Origin of the sequence: Fusibacter sp. 3D3 (genome assembly GCF_001748365.1) — a bacterium.
GTDB lineage: Bacteria > Bacillota > Clostridia > Peptostreptococcales > Acidaminobacteraceae > Fusibacter_A.
The window spans coordinates 29,135-53,255 of sequence record NZ_BDHH01000025.1 but is presented as its reverse complement, the minus strand read 5'-3'; the positions used below and the strand labels follow the sequence as shown (position 1 = coordinate 53,255).

The window sequence follows — 24,121 nt, the reverse complement described above, 5'->3', positions numbered from 1 at the left end:
GTCTTCACTAGATCTGTAAACGCATTTTTAGCCGAAGCTAATGCACAAACGATAAAGACTCTTGAAGAATTAAACCTATTTTGGAATGTCTGGTTGGAAGAATACTACCACAACAAGCCTCATGATGGTATAGCGGAGTACTATAAGAGCCTTGGTTCAATTGTTTCAGCTGAAGGCATCAGTCCTAGACAGGAGTGGAACCGTGATTCCAGATTGTTAACGTTCTTGGATGCTGGTCTGGTTGGGGAAGCATTCTTACATCATGAAACACGAGTCGTGGATAAAGGAGCCTGTATCAGTGTAGGTGGTCTCAAATATGAAACCAGTACTACTTTGATTGGTGCTACTGTTGAGATTTCCTATGATCCGATGGTTCCAGAAATCCTCACGGTTTCTTATCCGGGTATAGAATCGTTCGAAGCGAAGCCTATTCGAATTGGCAACTTTTGCGACGTGTGTTGATTTATACTTAAAACTGACCCCGGTTTAACGCTTAAAATTGACCCACTAACAGGGTGAAAATTGAGTTCTATATATTTTGATTATACACTGAACCTTGAAAATTTAACACTGTGAATTGACCCACCTCTGAAAAACAATTATAATCCTTTATGCATGTCTAACATGCAGCAGGAGGAAAAAAGAGGTGAAAAATTTGGAAGATTGGGCAGCTGTACAGCGCGTGTACAAGCAAACAAAGTCCAAACGAGCTACGGCCAKACTACTTGGCATATCAAAAAATACAGTTAAAAAGTTACTGGCATTATCAGAACCACCTGAATATCAGCGAACTGAGTATGAAAGTAAGATCAACTCTTTCAAAGAACAGATTATTGAGTGGAGATGTGAACCTTGCCAATTCAACGGAACAAGAATTTTTAGAGAACTCAAAAAGAGAGGCTATATGGGAAGTATCGGTCCTATATATCGCTTTCTGAAAAAAGTTGATGAAGATGTTGGAGGACACATCAGTAAAAAAGCAACGGTCAGACATGAAAGTCCGGTGGGCGATCAAGCACAGTTCGACTGGACTGAATATGATGTGATTGTTGGCAACAGATATCGAAAGGTATATTGTTTTGCCATAATCTTAGCAGCATCAAGAAAAAAAGCAGTTTGCTTCTCCCTTAAGGTTGATGCAGAATCCATTTATGAGGCCATTCAAGAATTGTTTGATCATCTAGGTGGCGTAACTTTGGAATTACTGATTGATAATCCAAAGGCTCTTGTTATTGAAAATAAACCTAAATCTGAAGATGAAGTTAAGTACAACACTCATGCCCTCATGATGGCAAAACATCTTGGCACGGAGCTAAATGCATGCCCCTGTTATTGGCCAAGAAAAAAAGGTAAAGTAGAAAGACCATTTTCCTTTATTCAAGAACAGTTTATTAAAGGAAATTCCTTTGCAACCATGGAAGAACTCAACCATCGTGGTAAAAAATTCGTGGATGATTGGTGTGATGAAAAGCATGCAACAACAAAGCGGATTCCAAACCAGCACTACCTGTTAGAAGAAAAGCAAGTGCTACAACCACTCCCCGCGTCTCATTACCGAATGAAACAATTGAATAAAAGGATTATAAGTCCAGATAGTTTCATCAGCATAGACACTAATAAATATAGTGTTCCGGTGAAATATGTTGGAAAAACACTGAAGTATAGACTTATCTATGGCTTTCGGATTGAACTCTATGATTCAAAAGAAAACTATATCCTAAGTTTAGAACAGTCTGAAAAACGATATGACACTATTTCTAATAGCGAGCATTACGAAGCAATAGCTCAAAAAGTGAGCACCTCCATCCCACAGATTCGAAGAGATTTCACCGGAAGGTTCACTAATGGAGGCCGATATTTGGAAGCAGCGGGACGAAAGTTTGATCAGCCAACACACTATGCGAGAAAAATAATGGAATTACAGGAGTTGTATGATGACCATGTATTAGATGCTTTTATAGGTGTAGCTGTTGATGAAAACAAGATGGATATTAAATCTTTTCGTAGCCTCTTGAGAGATTACAACAGCGGTAATCGAGAGCTTCCTTTGGACCAAGCAGATAGTCTTAAAGAAGTTGACTATTGTGATGATAATCCTGCACTTACAAGGGATTGTAGTTACTATGACTTCGCTATAGAGGAGGAACCAGCATGCAACAGTTAGTCATCGAAAATAAAACAGATTATATCGAAGCAATGATGAAAAAATTTAAACTGGTTGACGTACGAGAGCAATACTCCGAACTAATTGATGAAGCTGAGACTGCATCTATGGGATATCTAGATTTTCTAGTAAGACTACTCTCTGTTGAAGAAGAAGGTAAGAAAAGTCGTCGCTACGAAAGATTATTGGATAAAGCTTGCTTTGAATCGACGTCAAAACTTGAAGAGATTGACTATGACTTTAATCCAACCATTGACAGGGATAAGATTGAAGAATTAGGTTCACTACGTTTCATGGAAGCCAATGAAAACATCATTGTCATTGGTCCACCTGGTGTTGGAAAAAGCATGATAGCAACTGGAATCGGTAGAAATGCTTGCAAGAATGGACATCGTGTCTTGTTTGTTAATGCAAAGGCATTAGTTGATCGTCTTCATGATGAAATGCTTAAAGGCACGTTACCAGAAACATTAGAAAATATAAATAAGATCGACCTTTTGATTGTCGATGAATTATCTTATATAAGTATGGACAAAGAAAGAGAGAGCTTGTTTTTCCAGATCATTCGCCAACGATACGAAAAACGCTCCCTCATTATTACGACCAATCTACCAATGGGTAGATGGAACGAATTGTTTACTGGGCAATTGGCTGCAACTGCCATTCTTGATCGATTGCTTCACCATTGTCATGTCCTTAGTATAACGGGTGATAGCTATCGTGTCAAAGGGTCAAAATACAGTGTTAAAACAAGAAAGGATATAGAATGAATTCAAGAATAGAGGACCATACAAGTACAGAGCTACTAATAGAAGAATTAAAGGCATACGAAGCTATCACGGTGATGACTGACGCGGAAAAAGTTGCCCTTCGAAAATGGGTATCTGATGGCAACAGTGCTTATGAAAATGGCTCTCTGAGCTGTGGGGAAAATGGTAGACCGCTGAATTTCTTGGAGGTTTATCGTTATGAACAAGAGATTATCGAGAATCTTACAAAATTAACGCCACAAGACCAGGAAGTCTATCTTGCAAAGCTACATGGTGCAAACATAACGTCAGATACTGCAACTGATGAGATCCCTCTTTAAACGAAAGGAAGCAAGCCATGAGTAAAATAAAAGACGCTGAATTGATCAGCATAGCCCAGAAGTATAATGATGAAGGTCGTATGGCTGCTTATGAACTTATTAGTGACCACGGCATTAAATATCCGTTAGCTATCATAAAAAGAATAAAGAATCATCCGAAATTTGTATATGATAAAGACACGGATAGCTTTATGTACCAAGAAAAATCCAACAAAGACAATGTTTTTTTGAGCATGGAAGAACTCTGTTCCCCTGTATCCATAGAACCTGAGTATCACCAGAAAAACCAAATGCTAGGTAATCGTACTGAAGCGATGGAAAAGCTTATTCAAGAGCTATTGGGAGACCGATTGCTTGAGTTAAGCAAGTATATCATACTTGAACCATCATCAAAGACAATGATTATTGACCAGACCTCTTTAAAAAGTGCAGGTTATCAAATCATTACCCAGTAACAAGTGGGTCAATTCACAGTGTGAATATTAGAATTTATAAAGAAACCTGATCCACCTATTAATAATTCAAGGGTGGGTCAGATTTAAGTGAAAAAGTGGGTCAATTCTACTTGACAATCAACACGTGTGCGTGTTATAAAACACCCAAACAAACCGTGGGAGCGTAGTTATGCCAATAATTTAGACGAATCTCTTATAAAAATATTAAACTATTTAGATATACCACTTGAGACCTTTATCAAAGGTTCTAGTTGAGGTTAAAAATAGTTGGATTTAAATGTTGGATTTTTGTAACCTATTCAGCGGAATGTAGGATAATTGATGAATTAACTCTTTTAAATCCTCAAAAACAACAATATCCCTGTCAAGTGCTGACAGGGATACGTATTGGCTTATATTTAGTTTTGCTTTTTTTGCTTTTTTGCTTATCATTTCATAATCTTTTTCTGTTACTCTTAGATTAATTCGTTTTACTTTATTTGAAATCTCTATCACCTTCTTTATTTAAACATAATATAATTTTCTCTCTATCAAAGACTCTACGTGCTTTTCAATAATCTTTTCCGACTCTAATAAACGTAATTTTTTTCTGATTTTATCAATATTTTTCTCATAATCTTTCGGACTCAGATACGTCTTCTTCTTCATCCAATTTTTCTTCTTATATAGTTTAGAAATTTTATCTGCATCATGTAGTATACTTGCCAAAATTTCTTCTTGTGAATATTCAGTCCCTGCATAAATTTTTTCAGGTTTATTGTGCAAATTTATCGCTTTAACTATTATTTTAGCATCATTATCACCTATTTTTGAAAAGAACTTTTCCCCATGTAATTCATTAAACAAATAAGCTGAGTTCGAAGAATGTCTGTATGACTTGTCAACTAACTTATATGAATCATGCATTATAGAAACACACTCAATCAATTTGCTATCAAGTGGTTCAGCAATAATTTCATTTATTTCATTAGCAATAGATAAAACACACAACGAATGGTTAATAATTATCTGACTTCGTTTTTTAAGCTTTTTTTTATATTCGTATCCCCCAATGTATGATTCATATGTTTCTATCTTACCAGCTATTTTCTTTTTCAACTTCTTCATTTCTTTTAATTGTTTTCTGTTTTTTTTGGTGTTTTCAACTTCTTTTATATCTATTTTTAATTGATTCTTGTACTTCTTAAGATCTTTAACTTCTGCATTCATCAGTTCTTTATAATTGCCCACTGAATTTTTATAAATATCTTCAAGATTTTCAGCAACTGTTGAGTGCGTTTCATCAACAATTTTTTTTAGTTTCTGCGAAGCCTTTTTTTGTATCTTGTTAGTTGCAAACATCTGATTTCCTCCAAAGTTCAAATAAACTTATTATGTTCTATAATTAGGGTTTGGGACCCAGTCCCAAGTATTTATAGGGTATGGGAGAATCCCATCAAGCACATTGTATGACAATGTGGAAGCTTGCCCTCACAAAGTCTTACGGATTTGTTTGGTCTTTGGGATATTGAAAAAAATCAATTACAATATTCTCTATACTCTTTTTCGCACTCATCACAGAAAGTTGCCCAATCATGATTTATTTCCTTTTCTCTTGCTGTAAGATAATAAAGAAGTTTGTATAATCCTTTCAGGATTTTTAAATTACCATGAAATATCCGAATAGCAAAAATGAGTTCATAAACTTTAATAGCCCCAAGCGAATGTAAATATGGTTCTAGTTCCTGTCTCAAAATTAATGAAATTGCATTTGAATCATTAGTTGAAAAATATACTAATTCTTTTGCAACTGCATATGACAATGACTTAACTTCGCCTCGGTCTTTTCTATTATCGATATATGGATTATAATTTGTAAACTGAGCTATGCTTCCTTCAACAGTATTCCTAAGAGATTCTTCTTCAGACGATAAATCTTGATCCCTTAACAAAGTAATTGTTTTACTTTCAATTTTATGGTCAATGTATTCCTTAATCACATCAGTTTCTATTATTTCAGCATAGACGGCTTCATGTATTGCAATGCTCGGAAACACGCTAAATAGCGGATTAAGAAAATCCTCTTTATACTTGTCAAATGACAACTTTAAGCTTGCTGCATGACTAAGCTTAATACTTGATCGGTCTGGCGGAATTATCAAATTAGCATCTATTACAACCGTTTGACTCTTATCTATTAATAAATCAATAAATTTTTGATTTGGAATGATCACTTTCGCCATTAGTCATCATCTCCAAACAACTCAGCTATTTCATCAATATCGTCTTCCAGAACATTAATATCATAACCAAAATCTTCTAATTTTTTATCGAAAATTTCTAAATCTTTTATTGCGGAATCTACGGTAATAGTCTCTTCATCAAAATTTTGTAAAATCACATTTAATGCTTCAGTGTCCACACCACTTTTATTCGTCGCTCTATTCAGCTTAGAGAAAATATATTCATTTATTGTTATACCAATTTTATAGTAAATACTGTAACTATCTCTATCATTAATAGATAACAACTCACCCTTTAAACTTGTGGTAATTGCTTCAATTTCACTAAGTCTTTTAACAATCATTTTGTATGGAACTTGAAAGTCTATTTGTACTTGAACAATCAATCTTAGCAAAGCATTTTCGTTCCAAAGTTCTAAATTTGTTTTTCCTCTGTTATGTTTCTTAACTAAGGTTACTAGAGTTTCTGTAGGCAATAAAAATTCGGCAGCAAATCTATTGGCTTTAGCATTTGTCAAATCATCATCAGGTTCTGATATCCGTTGAAGATGCAATGTTTTTTCATTATCGTCAATATGATGATAATACTCATGGCAAGCATTAAAGATTTGCATATCTAATGGTTCCGATGTATTTATCGCAATGTAGTATGATTCCAAATCAGTAACAGTACTTTTTTTCTCTAAATAAAAAGCTGCTAAACCACTAGAGTTTTTAAGTTCCAGATCAAAATTCAGCAGCTGAATATTATTATCTCTAAATACAGTAAAAATCTTCTCGCCAATTGGTCCCATACCCAAATCTAAAGATCTTCGCTTAGATTTAACCAGTTCAACAATATCCAACTCTTCATTTGGCTTCAATATTATCTTATTATTATCTGCCATAGTTGTTTTCCCTTAAATTTTTATGTTTATCCAAACATAAAATCATTTCTATCAACTCGTCAAAAATTTTCGTTTCTTCATCAGTTTTTGCTTCACCTTTCAATGCAACAATTACATCTGGCTTATTTTCAGAAATAAGAATATCTGTAAAATCATTACCTGTAATTTCTAGTATCTTTTCTAATTGATCCAATTTAGGCAAATGTTGTCCTCTCTCAATCTTCCCATAAATCTGATTATTAATTGCTAATAACTCCGACATTTGATTTTGATTTAATTGATTTTCTTTTTTATATTTTAAACATACCTTTGCAAGTTTATCAATGTTGATTTTTGACATAAATAACTCTCCTTTCAAAAACATTTCTACTTATCTATACAACAATTATATATCCAAAGTATATAATTTGCAAATTATTTTTCGTTGTATACAATTTCAAACGAACTTAACATTACTTAAAATATATATTTCGCTACTTGTAATATAACATCCTCACAGAAACTCTATCTCCATCTCTTCCTCAACACCTTCATTCATTTGTTCTTCAATATCCCTTCCAAACCTCATATCGATGGCACCTTTTGCAATTAGATAGTTTCTTGAATCTAATGTTCTAAACAAATCATGGGGACTTATAAAACTATCTTCATGTCCGTTGTAAAGATTATATGCTAGTCTGATAAGCGCTTTACTGCTTGAACAAAAATCTACTTCTGCGTTTGTCAAAACATCTGGATTGATTTCATGCAGCTTAAAATCATATACATGGCTTCTTTTTAGAAATAGATCTTCATTGCCGCCAAGTATATAAAACAACGCAAATCGTTCTCGATCATTTACATGGGTTTTATCTTGCAATATCATATTTTGAAAATTATAAGCATGATCTTCATTCATAAAATACATCTTCTTTGCCTCCTTATAATTCGGTTTCTTCTTCAACATATTGATCAACTCCATAAGCATCCTCTGGCTCTCTTGCCTGTGAAACTTGATGGTTGTTCCTTATTGCTAGTAAATCTTCATTAAAATCTTTACCGATTGGACCGTGCTTTTGCATGTGATAAAATTCATGGTATTTTTCATTGATCTGCTGACATGAAAAATGCCCTGCTTCGTCATTATCGAGGCAGAGCATTATGCTTTTAATTTCTGGATGTTGCTTTAAGTAGTAATCCAAAGCTTTATCAGCAACCCCACCAAGCGAAATCATGTGGTGACTAAAATCATTGACTTGATGGTATTTAAGCAGTGTCAAATAACTCATCAGATCAATTGGCGCTTCAAATACACAAAGGGTCTTAGTGTTTCCTTGATAACAAAAGGGAAATGTCTTATCTGAATTTTTGATATCGCCTCTGTAAGTTTTACCAGCTGTATTGGTACTTCTAACACTTGCGTATTTGGGTTCTTGATTATCATCATAGCCAACAAATACACAGCTTTTTTGCTTGTTTTCAAAGAGTTTTTCCTTGTTGATGAAATCATAGACAATGTCTTTATCAATGCCCCTAGCCCGAATCAAGTAAGCGATGATGTGTTTAAAAGTATCGTTCTTCTCTGGAAGTTTAAATTCACCCTTTTCTTCTTCGACCTGAATTCTTGGTCTAATTGAAAGTTCACTTTTTTCATTTCCAAGCAATGTATAAACTGCATCCACCCAAGTTTTACCTTCCATTTCCATAACAAATTGAATAGGTCCACCACCTTTATGTTGAGTAAACCAATTCCACTTCTTGCCGCTAATATCAATGTATAATCCACCATAGTTTTCAACTTTGAAAGATCTACCTGATCTCTTTAGCTCAAGTCCAATACTTTCTGCATATACAAGGATATCCATACTGTTTGCCTTATTCAGCTCATCATCTGAAAATCGCTTTTCTTTGTACACTTAGATCCCCCCTTGTCACAATTCCAGTTCTTCGTCTATTGGATAATCGGATTCTTGTTCTTTTATATCATCACTGAAAACAATAGGATCGTACTTTGCATTATTAAGTGATCCATTTGGCAGATATCCCTGTTCCGCCATAGACGAGAACCTAGAACCTCCAACAATAATATGATCCAGTACTTTGATGCTCAGTGGATGAAAAATATCTACAATCCGTTGAGTTAATGCTTGATCTTCTTTTGATGGATTGGTTGATCCTCCTGGGTGATTATGAGAAAGGATTAAACTACTACAATCATTTGATATGGCGATTTTCAATATTTCTCTAGGATGAACAACCGCCATGTTAATGCCACCTTCAGAAACTGTTCTTGTTTCAATAATGCTATTGCTGTTATCTAAAAACGCCACCATAAATCGCTCTTTATCCTTCATACCGCCAAGCAATGACTGAAAGTATTTACCTGAGTCTTCTGGCGACGAAAACTTAATACGATTCTGATCTTCTTCCATTCTTAATACACTGTATGACGAAATAAACTCATTGAGTTTGCTTATTTTTTCAAGTTGCTTTTCATTTGGATCAACAACCATTGGGTGCTCAAGTATGTTAAATGGATTATTATCTTTAGCATATGCTTGAATTTTTCTCATAGGTATTCCTGTTAAGGCATTTAAACTTTTAAAGAAATCCTCTGAGTATTTAACTTGTCTTGACATGGCTATTCACCACCTTCTGAAATGTCACCATCAAAAGCAATTATGACATTTTTAAGGTCAATCAATTTGCTTTTTAATTCATTTGAAACTTGAAGTGATGTGATGTTTATAAACAAAGCTCGAACACCTTCATTTTTAACAATTCCCTTTATAACTCTAATCTCTTCATCATTTGGTTTTGTTAGCCACGTAATCAAAGCTAGAAAATCATCTGATACTTTTGTTACTTTTGTAATATTAGACATCTTTATTCCTCCTAAAAAAATAACGCTGGGTTCAACCCAAGCGTTTAACGTATTTCCACCTATATTTTTCTATAATATATTTTAATCTACTCACTCATCTCCTCCCCCTCCTCCTCCATCTCTGAATCAATTGTTTTTATCTGGGTAAAATACATTTCGAGTGCTTTTTCTATTATATTTTCAATATCCTTCTTATCCTCTGTGGGTTTAAAGTACTTTGAAATGATAGTTGGTTGAATTTTAAAAGGTTTGATTTTGCCAGTGCTTTTTAGCATATCACCTGAAATAATTTGTTTAGCTGTATCCCAGTTAAGCTTGCCCTCTTTATCATAATTTCTAAGAAGTGCCGCTTTTTTCATGTCCACTTTGAAAGTGTTTTCTGAAATGATGGCTTCTAACATTTCTTGGTTATCTTCTGATAGATAGGATAAATCAACACCCGCTCGCATGGCAATCATTCCACTATCTACTAATTCTTTTAGGGTATTGCTGAGTTTATCTATTCTAAGGTATCTAGCTACAGATCTTGATGATAGATTATAATCCGCACCAATTTCTCTCTTAGTGTCCAACTTCATGCCCAGTGGGCACGAAGTTTCTTCACTACTCAAATTAGGCGCTTTTGACAGTTTTTCAATTTCATTAAGCAAGTCTGTTCTAACTCCCTGACTTTTCATGGCACTATGCCTAGTAGCAATTACTGTAGCTCTTTCTGAATGCTCGAGGTCAGTAAATGATCGTTGCATCAAATTCGTTTCTGTGACAATCAATGTGGCTTCTTCCTCTGTTAGTCCTTCTTTAATAACAGATGGAACATCAATGAGTCCTGCAAGCTTCGCTGCATTAACCCTGTTATGACCACTTAGTATTTCATACTTCAACCCTTTTTTTCTAACTACAATCGGAACAATAACACCATAGTTCTTGATGCTCTCAACCATCTCATTTAGTCGTTCACCCTCATAGAGTTTGAAAGGATGATTTAGAAAAGGTACTAATTGTTCTAACTTTAAAGTCATTACTCCTTCATCTTTACTTGAAGGGGCTTCTTCATAATCATCGCCAAATATTGAAGCGAAGGTCTCTTTCTTTTTCATTTTTGTTTTATCCATTATTGATCAACTCCTTTGCAAATGCTTGATAGGCAATAGCTGCTTTGTTTGTTGGCATGTAGTCTACAATACTTTTACTTTGAAGATTTGCTTCACCAACTTTGACTGATTTAGGTATCTTAGTTTTAAAGACTTTAATGTGTTCACCATAAGATTTTTCAATCATGTCCAACATGTTTTTAGAAAGATTCGTTTGCTCTTCAAACATGGTCAGCAGTATGCCTTCAAAAGTAATAGCTGGATTGATTCTCTTCTTTAGTTTAAAAATAGTTCTAAGTAAAAGCTCAAGTCCTTTAACTGACAAATACTCTGGTGTTGCAGGTATTAAAACACTATTGCATGCAGCAAGGACATTAAGTGTCATTAATCCCAGTGAAGGCATACAGTCTAATAGGATATAATCATAATCATTTTTAACTTCATCAAGAATAGTTCTAAGCACATATTCCCTACTCATTGTACTGACAAGATTGATCTCAATAGCTGAAAGCTCAATACTACTTGGAATAATATCAATACCTTCTTTTTGAATGATGAACTTCTCTTTTGGTGGTAGATCTTTTTCTGTAATAACATCCATCATCAAGTGATACAATGTCATTTCAAGTTTTTCTGGATCTTCAATTCCAAAACAATCAGTCATGCTAGCTTGATTATCACAATCAACAGCCAAAACCCTATACCCTTCTTTTGTTAATTCAGATGCTAAATTTCTGCATGTCGTTGATTTCCCTACTCCACCCTTTTGTGAAGCGATTCCAATTATTTTACTCATGTTTTTTTTGCTCCTTTCTAATATTCACTTATTAATGTGATTATACACTTATAAATTAACGTGCTCAACATTTCATCCATTATGTTATTTTAATGGTTTGATTTTATTGCGAATATTCACTATAAGATGTATTATTTAACTTAGGCAGGTGATAATTAATGAAACTAACTATGGGAGAAAAGCTCCGAATCATACTTAAACGAAAGAATGTTACAATTATAGAACTCAGCAAAAGACTTGGAACTACAAATCAAAACATGGCAAATAAACTGAAAAGAGATAACTTTTCAATTGAGGAATTAGAAGCCATTGCTGAGGCTTTGGACTGTGAGTTTGAGGGGTATTTTGTTGATAAGACTGGAGAAAGGATTTAGATAATGAGTAAACTTAAACTAATGACATGGAATATCAATGGAAGAAGCAGAAGTTATCACAACTATATATTTCCCTCTTTTGTTATTGATGAAATAATGAATTCAGATATAAATGCGGATATTATAATACTGACAGAATTCATAAGAGGTCGTAATTGGCCTGCTGTTAGTAAACAACTCTCTAAAAAATACTGGAGATACACATATCCTAATAAAACGATTAAACAAAATGAAGTGTTAATTGCCTTAAAAAAAGATTTAAAAGGTTTTGATTATGATTCAATAAAATTAACAACCGTTATGAATACAACAGTACAAGAAAAACCAAACTTTTTTCAAGTAGAATCAATCTTTAATGGAAATTCATTATTTATAATCGGTGTGAGAATTAAAGATACAAAAAATCACGACCTGGAGTTCCAAGCATTAAATGATCATTTTAGTAGTTTACCAGATGCTAGTAAAATAATATGCGCTGGAGATTTTAATGAGTGGCCAAGTCATGTTAAAAAGAACCTTAATAATATAGAAATATATTCTCCAAGGTTTAATGACAACCATTCTAATATAAACCCAATGTATAGAAATCCATCAAGATGGAGTTATGTTACTGGCAACTCTCAATCTCCAGGAAAGGCTGTAATAGATCTAATAGCCACAAAAAATGTAACCATACTACGTGAAAGTACTGATTCTAAAAGCATTCTCAATAATTATAAAATGTTGGCTAATTACATTTGGGACTTTGTAACCCCTAATAATGGGTATGGAAGTTTAAAGCCAGAAGATTACAAATCGCACTTAGCTGGTCTTCCAGATCATGCTATATTGACTGCGTCTATAAAAACCTAATATGTTTTTCTTAAAAATACATTCAAACATAAAAAACCCTAGATTCTACTAACTGAATCTAGGGCATTTTACTATCCAAATTGCTACTTTTGAGCCTTTTATTAAGACTTATAATCTTTCGTATCACTATTATCATTTCAAAAATGAGTCAAAATGGAGTCAAACCTACTCTTTTCACCGCATCAACCCAGTAAAATCAAGTGTTTCAGCGTTTTCAATCGTTATTCCCACTCAATCGTACTCGGTGGCTTACTCGTCACATCATAAAGAATCCGATTCACCCCTTGAACCTCATTCACAATCCTAGAGGAAATCTTATCGAGCACTTCATATGGGATCCTCGCCCAGTCTGAAGTCATACCGTCGATAGAAGTAACTGCTCGGATGCCGATGGCATGTGAGTAGGTTCTTTCATCGCCCATAACGCCGACTGAACGGACATTTGGGAGGACGGTGAAGTACTGCCATACATCGCGATCAAGACCAGCTTTTGCGATTTCATCTCTTAAAATCGCATCGGACTCTCTCACAAGGTGTAAAGCTTCGTCTGTGATTTCGCCTAAAATTCGGATGGCAAGACCTGGACCTGGGAACGGTTGACGCCAAACGATATGACCTGGTACTTCGATCTCTTCGCCCACGCGTCTTACTTCATCTTTAAACAAATCTCTTAACGGTTCTATCAGTTCAAACTGCATGTCTTCTGGAAGACCACCCACGTTATGATGGCTTTTGATGACTTCTGCAGTATCTGTACCACTTTCGATAACATCTGGATAAACCGTGCCTTGTACTAAGAAGTCGATGCCTTCAAGTTTATTGGCTTCTTCTTCAAAAACTCTGATAAACTCTTCGCCGATGATTTTACGTTTCGTTTCAGGATCAGAAACACCTCTAAGGCGCCCTAAAAAGCGCTCTTTACAGTCCACTCTGATGAAATTCATGTTAAACTGCTCAGCGAATACTTTTTCAACTTCATCGCCTTCGTTTTTACGCAGTAAACCGTGATCGACGAAGATACAAGTAAGTTGATTGCCAACGGCTTTGTGTACCATAGTCGCCGCAACAGAAGAATCCACGCCACCTGAAAGACCACAAAGGACTTTTTTATCGCCCACTTTTTGCTTGATGCTTTCGATCATGTTCACCGCAAAGTCGCCCATGTTCCAGTCGCCAGAGCAGCCGCAAACTTCGTATAAGAAGTTCTTGATCATTTGTCTACCAAATGGCGTATGCTCCACTTCTGCATGGAACTGAACCGCATAGAGATTCTTTTCCACATTTACCATGGCTGCCACTGGACAGTGATCTGTGGTTGCGATGATTTCAAAGCCTGCTGGTGCTTCTTTAACATAGTCAAAGTGGCTCATCCAGCATTGTGATTGATCTTCAATTGATTTGAAAAGGCCTGTGCTTGAAGGCACATTTAAGTTGATTTTACCATACTCTTGTTGCGTTGCGCGTTCCACTTTGCCACCTAAAACTTGTGACATCAACTGCATCCCGTAGCAAATCCCAAGGATCGGGATGCCGAGTTCAAAGATTTCTCTATCCAGTGTTGGCGCATTTTCAAGATAAACCGAATTGGGTCCCCCTGTGAAAATAATGCCCTTTGGCTTTTTTGCCTTAATTTTTTCAAGTGCGTTTCTCCAAGAAACAACTTCACTGTACACACTTGCTTCCCTTACTCTTCTGGCGATGAGTTGGTTGTACTGACCCCCAAAATCTACGATCATGATCAATTCATTATTCATGAATGAAGCCTCCTAAAAGATATCAAATTGTAATTAATAAACGTAATAAAACTTTATGATTGACACTTAAGTCATCTGATTAGTCCTCTAAATTAGCGCTCTCTTAGATCTCTGTATGCGTTTAATTTTTATGTGCATAAACGATGCCCTATTATTATACCATGTAAGAATGTGCGATTAAATCTCCTTACGCGATTATAATAGGGCAAATTATTCAACTCTTATTTATCGCTACTTGAAACACTGTAGTTAGGCGGTTCTTTCGTGATGGCAATATCATGTGGATGCGACTCTCTGAGACCTGCATTTGTGATGCGCATAAATTTGCCGTTTTCTCTAAGGTCTTCAAGTGTAGCCGTGCCACAGTAACCCATACCGGATTTCAACCCCCCTACCAATTGATAAATAATATCTTTTAAATAGCCTCTGTATGGCACACGCCCTTCAACGCCTTCTGGTACGAATTTTTTCGTATCATTTTGGAAATAACGGTCTTTTGAGCCCGCTTCCATAGCAGCCGTTGAACCCATGCCTCTATACATTTTAAAGCTTCTGCCTTGATACATCACGATCTCACCAGGGCTTTCTTCAGTACCTGCGAAAAGTGAGCCCAACATGACCACATGAGCGCCAGCAGCGATTGCTTTAGGCAAATCTCCAGAGAATTTAATGCCACCGTCTGCGATCACAGGGATACCATAAGGTTTAGCCGCTTTTGCGCAGTCATATACAGCTGTAATTTGAGGAACGCCAATACCAGCCACCACACGTGTTGTACAGATTGAACCTGGACCTATGCCCACTTTGATACAATCAGCACCGGCTTCGATTAAGTCCACAGTAGCCTCTGCTGTTGCCACGTTGCCTGCGATAATTTCAAGATCTGGGAATTTTGATTTGATGGTTTTTACAGCATTGATGACGTTAATGCTGTGACCATGAGCGGAGTCGAGAGCGATGATATCGACACCTGCTTTATAAAGCGCTTCCGTGCGCTCAAGCATATCTGAACCGATGCCCACAGCTGCCCCTGCAAGTAAACGACCTTTTGAATCCGTCGCACGGTTTGGATATTTAATGGTTTTTTCGATATCTTTTATTGTGATAAGACCTCTTAGTGTGCCATCTTCAGCCACTAAAGGCAATTTTTCGATTTTGTGTTTACGCAGTATCTTTTCTGCATCTTCAAGTGATATTTCAGCAGGTGCTGTAACAAGGATATCCTTAGTCATAACATCGCCAATGCGTGCTTGCATATCGGGTTCAAATCGAATATCTCGATTCGTGATAATGCCCACGAGTTTACGATTTTCATCCACAACGGGGACACCTGAGATCCTATACCTTGCCATTAACTTTTCTGCATCTTCAACAATATGATCTGGCGATAAACTGAAAGGATCCACAATAACACCGTGCTCACAACGCTTAACTTTATCCACTTCAAGTGCCTGATGCGCGATGCTCATGTTTTTATGAATGATGCCGAGACCGCCTTCTCTTGCAATGGCAATCGCCAGTTTGGATTCCGTTACAGTATCCATGCTTGCACTGACAATGGGTATGTTCAATGTGATCTTCTTAGACAACTGAGTCTTGGTACTGACCTCGTTAGGTAGAACATATGACTTCTGTGGGATTAATAAAACATCATCATAAGTTAACCCTTCTTTAATCAACTTTCCTTCCATTTAATAAGCCTCCTCAAATATAATTAAATAACTCAACCTTCAAACTCCTATTTGAAATAACACCTTTTGCTAAATCCATTGCCTTTGACAACAAAAAAACAACCTTCTATGAATATTAAGGTTGTCTCCTAAAAAGTTCTACGCCATCATCACCAACAGATGATGATTTTGTAAAAATTAAAAGCCACAACCCATAGTGCAGTAATTATCGGCAACTGCGTAGAAACATCCAAGCCATCATTTCGGAAATATATGAGTATTTGCGAATAATCTTGTATATAAACAAAATTATAATTCACTTTGCTGTATTTTTTTATTAATACTCAAATTATCACGTTTATAGGGCTTTGTCAACAGGAGACGTACAAATAAAAATGATGAATTTATTAATTTTATGTAACCAAGTTTTCATTTATTTTGTACTTCAAATTTGTACGGATTCCTAAAAACTATGCTATGATATTAATATGAATTTTAGGAGGGACACTATGAACGATTTTAAATACATCAAACCCTATCTGATACGATACTTGCCTGCCTATGTTTTTGGAATTCTCCTACTTGTGGCCATAGATGCTCTGCAGCTGATAACACCTTTGATTATTGGGCATTTCACCGATACCTTGATGTCTGGAAATCTGACTGCAGAAAAAATCCCAATTTACATGATCGCAGTTGTTGGTATCTCAGTGCTCGTAGCTGCTGGGCGCTTTGGGTGGCGCATGACCATCATTACCACTGCTAAAAAACTGGAGTACAATCTGCGCAATCAAATTTTCGAGCATTTAGAAAAATTACCCCTTAATTACTACAATCATCACAAAACGGGGGATCTCATGGCACACTGTACCAACGATGTCAATTCAGTGAGAATGGCGTTTGGCTCTGGAATCGTCATGTTCATAGATGCCATGTTCATGGGAGTTATGACGATTTTGCTCATGATCACCAGAGTCAATCTGAATTTGACACTCCTAGCGATCTTACCGCTTCCCCTGATTGCTTTCTTCATTATAATACTCGGCAAGCAAATCCGTATTCGCTTTCAAGGGGTTCAAGAAGCTTTTTCGGATTTAACCGATAATGTTCAAGAGGCCTTTTCAGGCATTCGGATTATCAAATCATTTGTCATGGAAAAGAAAACATTGGCCCATTTTAATGAAAAGAGTCAAGGGAACTTCGATACCAATATGAGCCTTGCGAAAATCTTTGGATTTGTTCATCCGCTTGTGGCCTTTATATCCAGTACCAGCACTTTGATTGCACTTATCTATGGCGGTTCCTTAGTCATCGATAACGTGATAACCATTGGCGAATTCGTCACTTTCATCACCTACGTCGGCATGCTCACTTGGCCAACCATGGCACTTGGATTTGTCTATAATGTCATCCAAAGAGGTCAAGTCTCCCTTAGACGGATCAATGTCATTTTGGCAACTGAGCCCGAAATTGCAGATGCCGATGACCTTTTGGATCTCTACAATTTTGAGCCGACTATAGAAGTGAAAAATCTAACATTTGCATATCCCGGAACAGATGAACCCGTCCTTAAAAATATCAGTTTCTCTGTCAAAAAAGGGGAAACAGTTGCCATTATCGGCCGAACGGGAAGTGGTAAAACCACACTTATGAATCTCTTGTTAAAACTCTACAATGTAGATGAGAACACCATTTTTTACGATGACAAGGACATTCATAAAATAACCGTTAAAGCACTCCGAGATCAAATCGGTTACGTGCCGCAAGATAATTTTCTTTTTTCAAAACCGATTGCCTATAATATTGGGTTTGCCAATGAGAGTTTAAATGAAGATCAGGTCAAAGCCGCCGCAACTGTATCACAAATCCACAAAGAAATTATGGATTTTCAAAACGCTTATGAGACAGAGCTGGGCGAGCGTGGCGTCAACATGTCTGGCGGTCAAAAGCAACGTGTTTCCATTGCCAGAGCGCTTTATAAAAAGCCCCCTATTGTCATGTTGGATGATTCCCTCTCAGCAGTAGACACGAAAACTGAGGAAAGTATCCTCAATCATTTAAAAGAAGAACTGGTGGGCACAACCACCTTAATCGTGGCGCACCGTATCTCCACCATTAAAGACGCCGATCAAATCATCGTCTTAGATCAGGGGGAAATTGCAGAAAAAGGTACGCATGAAACCTTGATGCAGGTGGATAGTATTTACAAGGATATGTATACCAAACAACTGTTAGAAGAAAAAATAGCAAAGGAGTCGTGAGCCATCATGGAAAAAACCATTCATAACGAACAAGATATAAAAGCCTCTTTCGATGGCAAAATCATGCTCAGGCTATTAAGCTATGCCAAGTCGCAAGGTGTTCTATTGTTTTTCAGCATCTTGATGATGCTTGCCGTTACAGGCGTGGACCTCGCCGTCCCCTATGTACTCAAAGTGGCTATAGATGACTTTATCACACCGAGTTCACAAGTGGTCTACCCAGTAGCCGCTGACGCTGTAGACACTTCTGCCACAGGCACTAGGGTGACCATTCAGGATCAGCTTTATCAGTTGCCCACTTTATTGGATGCTTTTAAGCCCCAAAATGACGTGGCTACAAGCACTGTAACACTCATGCCAGATGGTTCTTATGCGCTTATTGACGCAAGCGGTGATGCGAACACTACTAACGAAAATGTCATCACACTAGATGCCGGAACCGTTCAAACCATTAAAGAACATCACAAAGCACTCCTCAAAAAATTGACACTCACTTTGTCAATACTCCTCGTTTTAAGCTTTCTTATGACCTATGCACATACAATTCTCTTAAATCATGCCAGTCAAAAGATCGTTTATACCATGCGTGAGGCCTTGTTCGATCATTTACAGGTGATGAGTTTAAGCTTTTTCGACAAAAATCCCGTAGGGCGTCTGGTCACTCGAGTTTCAAACGACATGAACAACATCAATGAAATGTTCACCGACGTGCTCATCACTTCTCTAAAAGATTTCTTCTTATTAGGAGGCACTGTAGTGGTGATGCTCATGATCAACGCTAAACTTGCCGTGGTTTGTCTGAGCACAGTGCCTTTGGTTTTCATTGCCGCTTCCATCTTTAGAAAAAAAGCCAGAGCGGTTCAACGAGAGGTTAAAGTCAAACTGGCTAAAATCAATTCAACACTTGCAGAAAACATCAACGGTATGAAGATCATCCAAATTTTTAATAAGGAAGCTTCTATTTTTAAAGCCTTTGACGCTATCAATACAGATTATCTAAAAAGTTCCGTAAATGAAACAAGGGTTTATGCTATTTTTAGACCGAGTATGAACCTTATTTATTCGATTTCACTTGCTCTGCTCCTCTGGTTCGGTGGCAATGATGCCATAAAAGGTGTGGTGGATCTCGGGGTTCTCGTGGCATTTATCTCCTATACGCAGCAATTTTTCAGACCTATTATGGACCTCAGCGAAAAATTCAACATTTTTCAATCTTCAATGGCCTCTGCAGAGCGTGTTTTCATGCTTTTAGATGAAAAAAATCCGATTGAAAACCCTGAAAATCCAGTAATATTGCCAGATGAGACTTTTGAAGGTACTATCGAATTCAAAGAAGTCTGGTTTAGCTATCAAGATCAGCCTCAGACTGAAGAAGATTACGTCCTAAAAGGGGTGAGTTTCAAAGTTCAAAAGGGAGAAACCATCGCTTTGGTGGGATCGACTGGCTCTGGCAAAACCACCATTATCAGCTTGCTCAGCCGCTTTTACGACATTCAAAAAGGCGCGATTTTAGTAGATGGTGTGGATATAAGACAGATGGATCTGGGGAGTTTAAGACGTAAAATTGGCATTGTCCTTCAAGATGTCTTTCTCTTCTCGGGTGACATTAAGAGCAATATACGCTTAAAAGAGGATCAAATCACTCTAAAAGAAATTCAAAAAGCATCGACTTATGTCAATGCCGATACCTTTATCTCCAAATTGCCAAACGGTTATGATGAACCCGTGGTTGAAAGAGGCGCAACCTTATCTTCTGGTCAAAGACAACTTCTGTCATTTGCAAGAGCACTTGTATTTGAGCCGAAGATTCTCATCCTAGATGAAGCAACTTCCAATATCGACACTGAAACAGAACTTTTAATCCAAGATGCCATTCAAAAGATGATTCATAAACAAACCACCATCATTGTGGCTCACAGACTTTCCACCATACAGCATGCCAATAAAATCCTCGTTATGAGTAAAGGGGAAATTAGAGAAACGGGTACACACCAAGAACTTCTCAGCAAAGAGGGCATCTATTATGACCTTTACATGTTACAAATGAAAGTTTGACACCAAATAAAAAAAATAAAAACACACAAAACGCGCCTTTGCACGATAAGCTCAGGGCGCGTTTTTTTAACGGTCATTTGTTTTCTACTGCTACGCTTTAAGCCACTGGACCCCCAATTGCTCTAAACTATTAGACCATTCGGATGGCTCTGCTGTGTCTGATATGACGATATCCACAGCATCAAAATCCGCCACCTTATAAAAATTGCGGACGCCTATTTTAGAGCGGTCAGAGACGACGATGACTTCTTTTGCATTTTGGATCAGCATTTTGGAAAGATTGGTCTCATAGATGTCATAGCCTGTGATGCCATGATCTATACTCATACCGCCAATGGCAATAAACGCTTTGTCCACATAGAACTGCGTCATGAGATTCTCACTAATTGGCCCAAAGCAAGACATTTGATCAATGTTAATCTCTCCGCCCAAAAAAATGATTTTGCCATGAAACGTCCCTTGCATTTGACGTTCAATGAGATAATTCAGCGCAAATACAGAATTTAAAAGCACAGTTAAATCCGATTTGCCCTCTAAAAAATTGAGAATCTCACAAGTGGTGGTCCCAACATCCAGTGCGATGATGTCTCCATCTGAAATCAAAGACGCTGCCTTCATGCCAATTTTTTTCTTTTCTGTCTTAAAGATATTTTGCCGGCTCATGTAAGAAGGTTCTATCTTATCATAAGAAATTTTTATGGCACCGCCATGTATGCGCTTGAGCTTTCGCTGACCTTCAAGATCATCCAAATCCCTTCTTATGGTCTCAGGTGTCACCTTGAGGCGCTCTGCCAATTTTCGAACAGATACTTTGCCAAAGTTGTCTAGTTCATATAGTATTCGACTCTTTCTATCTTCAGAAAACCCATTCAATGGCTTGCCTCCTTATCCTTTTCATGAAATCTCATAATTCACAGTCACTTTAGGCTACTTTTTTAAGTTCATGTGCTGGAATTGTAATTCTGATATCACTGCCCGGTTTGAGCCAAATATGATGCCCCTTGTTGAGCACATCCACGGTTAAATGAATCTCGTTACATACAATAGTATATCGAATAACATTGCCTAAAACAATGGCATCCTTGACAATGCCCTTTGCCCCCTCTGCATGTGCCGTGTCCATTTCTAAGGTCAATTCAATAGCTTCTGGTCTTATGGCATAGAGCCCCTGCCCCTCTATTTTATTATTGAGCTTTTTCAGCTCAACTTCGGTTAAGACATTATAATTTCCAATAAAACGTGCCGCAAATTCAGACTCTGGATGCACATATACATTTTCTGGCGTTCCGATCTGAGCGAATTGACCACCCTCCATTAAAAAGATGCGATCGGATACAATAAGTGCCTCTTCTTGATCATGTGTTACAAATATAGTGGTGATGTTAAGTGCTTTCTGAATTTTTCTAATTTGAAGTCTTAAACTCTTCCTAATTTTTGCATCCAGTGCACTGAGCGGTTCATCTAAAAGCAACACATCTGGTTCAACTACCAGCGCCCTTGCAAGTGCCACTCTCTGCTGTTGCCCCCCAGAGAGTTCAAAGGGATACGCATCCTCTCTACCTGTGAGTTCCACCAAATCGATGAAGCGATTTACCCGCTCAGCGATCTCTTTTTTGTTTAGACCTTTCATTTTCAAACCAAATCCAATATTCTCGCCAACAGTCATGTTCGGAAAAAGGGCGTACGACTGAAACACCATGGTGACGTTTCTCTGCTTGGGCGCCATATGTGTGACGTCTCTATCGTTAATGAGTATTTGTCCACCACCGACCTCGGTAAGACCTGCAATCGCCCTCAAAAGAGTGCTTTTACCACAACCCGATGGTCCTAACAAGGTTATAAATTCACCTTTTTGAATTTCAAAATCTAAATCTTCAAAGACTTTAATAGTGCCATAGTACTTGGTCAAATGATTTACCTTTACAAAAGCCATTTTTACCTCCTAACGCCCCGCTGGATCGACGATTTTTTTTATTTTGATAATCACGTAAGATAAAAGCAGAATAAAAGAAAAATAACTGATGACGATTGCACTGGTAAAATGTCCACTACTGCCCTTCTGAGTGTACAAGTAAACTTGAATGGTCTCGTAATTACCACCCGCTAGAATATTGGCGAGAACAAACTCCCCAAAGAGCATCGAAAATGACAACAGGGTCGATACAACCACCCCTTTGATTAAGTTTGGAAAAATCACATACCAAAAAGCTTTTAAATCACTTGCTCCAAGCAATGAAGCCGCTTCCATAAGTGTTTTCACCTCCACAGTTCGCATGGCATTGCGAATGCCTTGATACATAAATGGCATAATCAACACAAAATAGGCTCCCACAAGAATCCAAATCGTACCTGTCAATGGCAATATATCTCCTGAGTAAAGCTTAATAAGACCCACTGCTAAAACGATTCCAGGCATGGCAAAGGGCAATGTAATCACAAATTTCATCACCTTCTCTAGCTTCGGATAGTAGACCACCATTATAAAAATCGTCGGAATCATCACTGTCAAACTGAGTAAACAAGTTAACCCGCTGGTTAAAAATGATCTTTGAATCGCCTGAACAAACCGGACGTCTGAAAAAAGCTGCTCGTACCATTTTAGTGTAAGGCCATTTGGCAGTAGTGTCGCTTGCCACTTAGTGGATATAGAGTAAATCAAAGTCCCGAGTAAAGGCAAAAATAAATAGATCAAAAGCGCAATGATGATCACTTTTTTTCCATTACTTAATTTCATTCACACCCCTCCTTTTAGTCATGCGCTCACTGGTGTAATTGCATATAAACATCAGTGCACCGAGTACCATAGCCACTGCGCTTGCCAAGTTGGGGTTGAGAAACATATCTCCAGAAATCAAGGCTCCGATTCTCACAGACATGAGATTGTAATTCGATGTGGTCAAAGCATAGGCTGTGGCATAGGCACCCATGGCATTTGCAAACATAATGCTAAAAGTTGCAACAATACTCGGCATGAGTACCGGAATCCCAATATGACGCCAAAACGCCAAAGTGGAAGCGCCTAAATTGCTGGCTGCCTCCTTCCACTGTGGTTTGATCCCATCAAAAGCAGGGTACATGAGCAGTATGCCAAGAGGGACTTGAAAGTAAACGTAAACCAACGTCAAGCCAGCACCTGAATACAAATTAAACGTATCAAATACGCCAAGTCCCAGTCTGTCCATTAAAATCGTGAAGACACCATTGTTGCCCAGTAAAATCATAAAGGCAAACGCCAGCGGCACACCTGCAAAGTTGGCGGTCATATTGGATAGCATAATGACGCGTTCTGCATTTTTAGCAGTAAGGGACTGAATCGCCTGTACTGAAATGATGGAAATTACAATCCCCACAAAACTTGAACTGATAGAGATCAATAGGCTGTTCTTCATCCCCTGTAGGTAAAACGGATCCGTAAGTGCCACTTTAAAATTATCCAGTGTTAACTTTGACGCCTGATCCAAAAAAGCATTTATAACAATAAATAAAGCTGGTAAGAGCTCAAAGGCAATCACTAAGATAAAAAAAGGCAACATCATTAAAATGAGATACTTTGATTTTAATTTGGTTTTATTCATTTTTACACCCTC

The 24,121-nt window shown here is 37.3% G+C and carries 26 protein-coding genes and 1 riboswitch; of the genes, 9 read left to right on the top strand and 17 right to left on the bottom strand.

What is annotated here, in order from left to right:
* The 5 genes from F3D3_RS20655 to F3D3_RS20635 form a co-directional block, all read left to right on the top strand.
* On the top strand, window positions 1-462 hold a 462-nt coding region (locus F3D3_RS20655; protein WP_175438438.1), incomplete at its 5' end, for a Mu transposase C-terminal domain-containing protein.
* 184 nt (window positions 463-646) lie between these two features.
* Complete coding sequence (gene istA, locus F3D3_RS20650) at window positions 647-2,164, top strand: IS21 family transposase (RefSeq protein ID WP_069876333.1); 1,518 nt, start codon at window positions 647-649, stop codon at window positions 2,162-2,164.
* Complete coding sequence (gene istB / locus F3D3_RS20645; protein ID WP_084389208.1) at window positions 2,152-2,934, top strand: IS21-like element helper ATPase IstB; 783 nt, start codon at window positions 2,152-2,154, stop codon at window positions 2,932-2,934. Before istA ends, istB begins: the two co-directional genes overlap by 13 nt.
* The gene (locus tag F3D3_RS20640; protein ID WP_069876332.1) at window positions 2,931-3,254 is read left to right on the top strand and encodes a hypothetical protein; all 324 of its coding nucleotides are present in this window, start codon (window positions 2,931-2,933) and stop codon (window positions 3,252-3,254) included. Before istB ends, F3D3_RS20640 begins: the two co-directional genes overlap by 4 nt.
* A 17-nt stretch (window positions 3,255-3,271) precedes the next feature.
* Window positions 3,272-3,709: a hypothetical protein gene (locus tag F3D3_RS20635; RefSeq protein WP_069876331.1), complete on the top strand. Its 438-nt coding sequence runs from the start codon at window positions 3,272-3,274 to the stop codon at window positions 3,707-3,709.
* Window positions 3,710-3,982: 273 nt separating this feature from the next.
* On the opposite strand, the gene F3D3_RS24305 is transcribed toward F3D3_RS20635, so the two are convergent.
* The 11 genes from F3D3_RS24305 to F3D3_RS20580 all read right to left on the bottom strand — a co-directional run bounded on the left by F3D3_RS24305 (window position 3,983) and on the right by F3D3_RS20580 (window position 11,568).
* Window positions 3,983-4,204, bottom strand: a complete 222-nt coding sequence (locus F3D3_RS24305) for a hypothetical protein (protein ID WP_069876330.1) — start codon at window positions 4,202-4,204, stop codon at window positions 3,983-3,985.
* Window positions 4,205-4,213: 9 nt separating this feature from the next.
* A complete protein-coding gene (locus F3D3_RS20625) occupies window positions 4,214-5,050 on the bottom strand; it encodes an HD domain-containing protein (RefSeq protein WP_069876329.1) in 837 nt (278 codons plus the stop codon).
* 176 nt (window positions 5,051-5,226) lie between these two features.
* Complete coding sequence (locus F3D3_RS20620; protein ID WP_069876328.1) at window positions 5,227-5,931, bottom strand: hypothetical protein; 705 nt, start codon at window positions 5,929-5,931, stop codon at window positions 5,227-5,229.
* A complete protein-coding gene (locus F3D3_RS20615) occupies window positions 5,931-6,818 on the bottom strand; it encodes an ImmA/IrrE family metallo-endopeptidase (protein WP_069876327.1) in 888 nt (295 codons plus the stop codon). Before F3D3_RS20615 ends, F3D3_RS20620 begins: the two co-directional genes overlap by 1 nt.
* Window positions 6,808-7,158, bottom strand: coding sequence for a helix-turn-helix domain-containing protein (locus tag F3D3_RS20610; RefSeq protein ID WP_069876326.1), 351 nt, complete (start codon window positions 7,156-7,158; stop codon window positions 6,808-6,810). The genes F3D3_RS20615 and F3D3_RS20610 overlap by 11 nt, the downstream gene beginning before the upstream one ends.
* A 153-nt stretch (window positions 7,159-7,311) precedes the next feature.
* The gene (locus F3D3_RS20605; RefSeq protein ID WP_069876325.1) at window positions 7,312-7,725 is read right to left on the bottom strand and encodes a DUF6075 family protein; all 414 of its coding nucleotides are present in this window, start codon (window positions 7,723-7,725) and stop codon (window positions 7,312-7,314) included.
* 13 nt (window positions 7,726-7,738) lie between these two features.
* Window positions 7,739-8,713, bottom strand: a complete 975-nt coding sequence (locus F3D3_RS20600) for a DUF3991 and TOPRIM domain-containing protein (RefSeq protein WP_139132160.1) — start codon at window positions 8,711-8,713, stop codon at window positions 7,739-7,741.
* A 15-nt stretch (window positions 8,714-8,728) separates the two neighbouring features.
* The gene (locus tag F3D3_RS20595; RefSeq protein ID WP_069876324.1) at window positions 8,729-9,436 is read right to left on the bottom strand and encodes a RadC family protein; all 708 of its coding nucleotides are present in this window, start codon (window positions 9,434-9,436) and stop codon (window positions 8,729-8,731) included.
* Between the two features lie 2 nt (window positions 9,437-9,438).
* Window positions 9,439-9,681, bottom strand: a complete 243-nt coding sequence (locus tag F3D3_RS20590; RefSeq protein ID WP_069876323.1) for a hypothetical protein — start codon at window positions 9,679-9,681, stop codon at window positions 9,439-9,441.
* An 86-nt stretch (window positions 9,682-9,767) separates the two neighbouring features.
* On the bottom strand, window positions 9,768-10,793 hold the full coding sequence (locus F3D3_RS20585) for a ParB N-terminal domain-containing protein (protein WP_069876322.1): 1,026 nt from the start codon (window positions 10,791-10,793) through the stop codon (window positions 9,768-9,770).
* Window positions 10,786-11,568: a ParA family protein gene (locus F3D3_RS20580; RefSeq protein WP_069876321.1), complete on the bottom strand. Its 783-nt coding sequence runs from the start codon at window positions 11,566-11,568 to the stop codon at window positions 10,786-10,788. The genes F3D3_RS20585 and F3D3_RS20580 overlap by 8 nt, the downstream gene beginning before the upstream one ends.
* A 158-nt stretch (window positions 11,569-11,726) precedes the next feature.
* Here F3D3_RS20580 and F3D3_RS20575 point away from each other — a divergent pair, with 158 nt between their 5' ends.
* Together F3D3_RS20575 and F3D3_RS20570 are read left to right on the top strand one after the other, a co-directional pair.
* The gene (locus F3D3_RS20575) at window positions 11,727-11,942 is read left to right on the top strand and encodes a helix-turn-helix transcriptional regulator (protein ID WP_069876320.1); all 216 of its coding nucleotides are present in this window, start codon (window positions 11,727-11,729) and stop codon (window positions 11,940-11,942) included.
* A 3-nt stretch (window positions 11,943-11,945) separates the two neighbouring features.
* Complete coding sequence (locus F3D3_RS20570) at window positions 11,946-12,794, top strand: endonuclease/exonuclease/phosphatase family protein (RefSeq protein WP_069876319.1); 849 nt, start codon at window positions 11,946-11,948, stop codon at window positions 12,792-12,794.
* 221 nt (window positions 12,795-13,015) lie between these two features.
* Here the strand turns inward: F3D3_RS20570 and guaA are convergent, their stop codons facing one another.
* Entirely contained in the window at window positions 13,016-14,548 is a 1,533-nt protein-coding gene (guaA, locus tag F3D3_RS20565; protein WP_069876318.1) for a glutamine-hydrolyzing GMP synthase, read from the bottom strand.
* A gap of 221 nt (window positions 14,549-14,769) precedes the next feature.
* Window positions 14,770-16,239: an IMP dehydrogenase gene (gene guaB / locus F3D3_RS20560; RefSeq protein WP_069876317.1), complete on the bottom strand. Its 1,470-nt coding sequence runs from the start codon at window positions 16,237-16,239 to the stop codon at window positions 14,770-14,772.
* Between the two features lie 174 nt (window positions 16,240-16,413).
* A riboswitch (purine riboswitch) is annotated at window positions 16,414-16,515 on the bottom strand.
* A gap of 212 nt (window positions 16,516-16,727) precedes the next feature.
* Here guaB and F3D3_RS20555 point away from each other — a divergent pair.
* Together F3D3_RS20555 and F3D3_RS20550 are read left to right on the top strand one after the other, a co-directional pair.
* Complete coding sequence (locus F3D3_RS20555) at window positions 16,728-18,479, top strand: ABC transporter ATP-binding protein (protein WP_069876316.1); 1,752 nt, start codon at window positions 16,728-16,730, stop codon at window positions 18,477-18,479.
* Window positions 18,480-18,485: 6 nt separating this feature from the next.
* Window positions 18,486-20,534, top strand: a complete 2,049-nt coding sequence (locus tag F3D3_RS20550; RefSeq protein WP_069876315.1) for an ABC transporter ATP-binding protein — start codon at window positions 18,486-18,488, stop codon at window positions 20,532-20,534.
* A gap of 90 nt (window positions 20,535-20,624) precedes the next feature.
* Here F3D3_RS20550 and F3D3_RS20545 read toward each other — a convergent pair whose 3' ends face one another.
* From F3D3_RS20545 to F3D3_RS20530, 4 genes are read right to left on the bottom strand one after another with little or no spacing between them, the layout of a single operon-like run.
* Window positions 20,625-21,407: a DeoR/GlpR family DNA-binding transcription regulator gene (locus F3D3_RS20545; RefSeq protein ID WP_069876314.1), complete on the bottom strand. Its 783-nt coding sequence runs from the start codon at window positions 21,405-21,407 to the stop codon at window positions 20,625-20,627.
* Between the two features lie 49 nt (window positions 21,408-21,456).
* Window positions 21,457-22,467: an ABC transporter ATP-binding protein gene (locus tag F3D3_RS20540; RefSeq protein WP_069876313.1), complete on the bottom strand. Its 1,011-nt coding sequence runs from the start codon at window positions 22,465-22,467 to the stop codon at window positions 21,457-21,459.
* A gap of 9 nt (window positions 22,468-22,476) precedes the next feature.
* On the bottom strand, window positions 22,477-23,268 hold the full coding sequence (locus F3D3_RS20535; protein WP_069876312.1) for an ABC transporter permease: 792 nt from the start codon (window positions 23,266-23,268) through the stop codon (window positions 22,477-22,479).
* On the bottom strand, window positions 23,255-24,109 hold the full coding sequence (locus F3D3_RS20530; protein ID WP_069876311.1) for an ABC transporter permease subunit: 855 nt from the start codon (window positions 24,107-24,109) through the stop codon (window positions 23,255-23,257). Before F3D3_RS20530 ends, F3D3_RS20535 begins: the two co-directional genes overlap by 14 nt.
* Window positions 24,110-24,121: the final 12 nt, after the last annotated feature.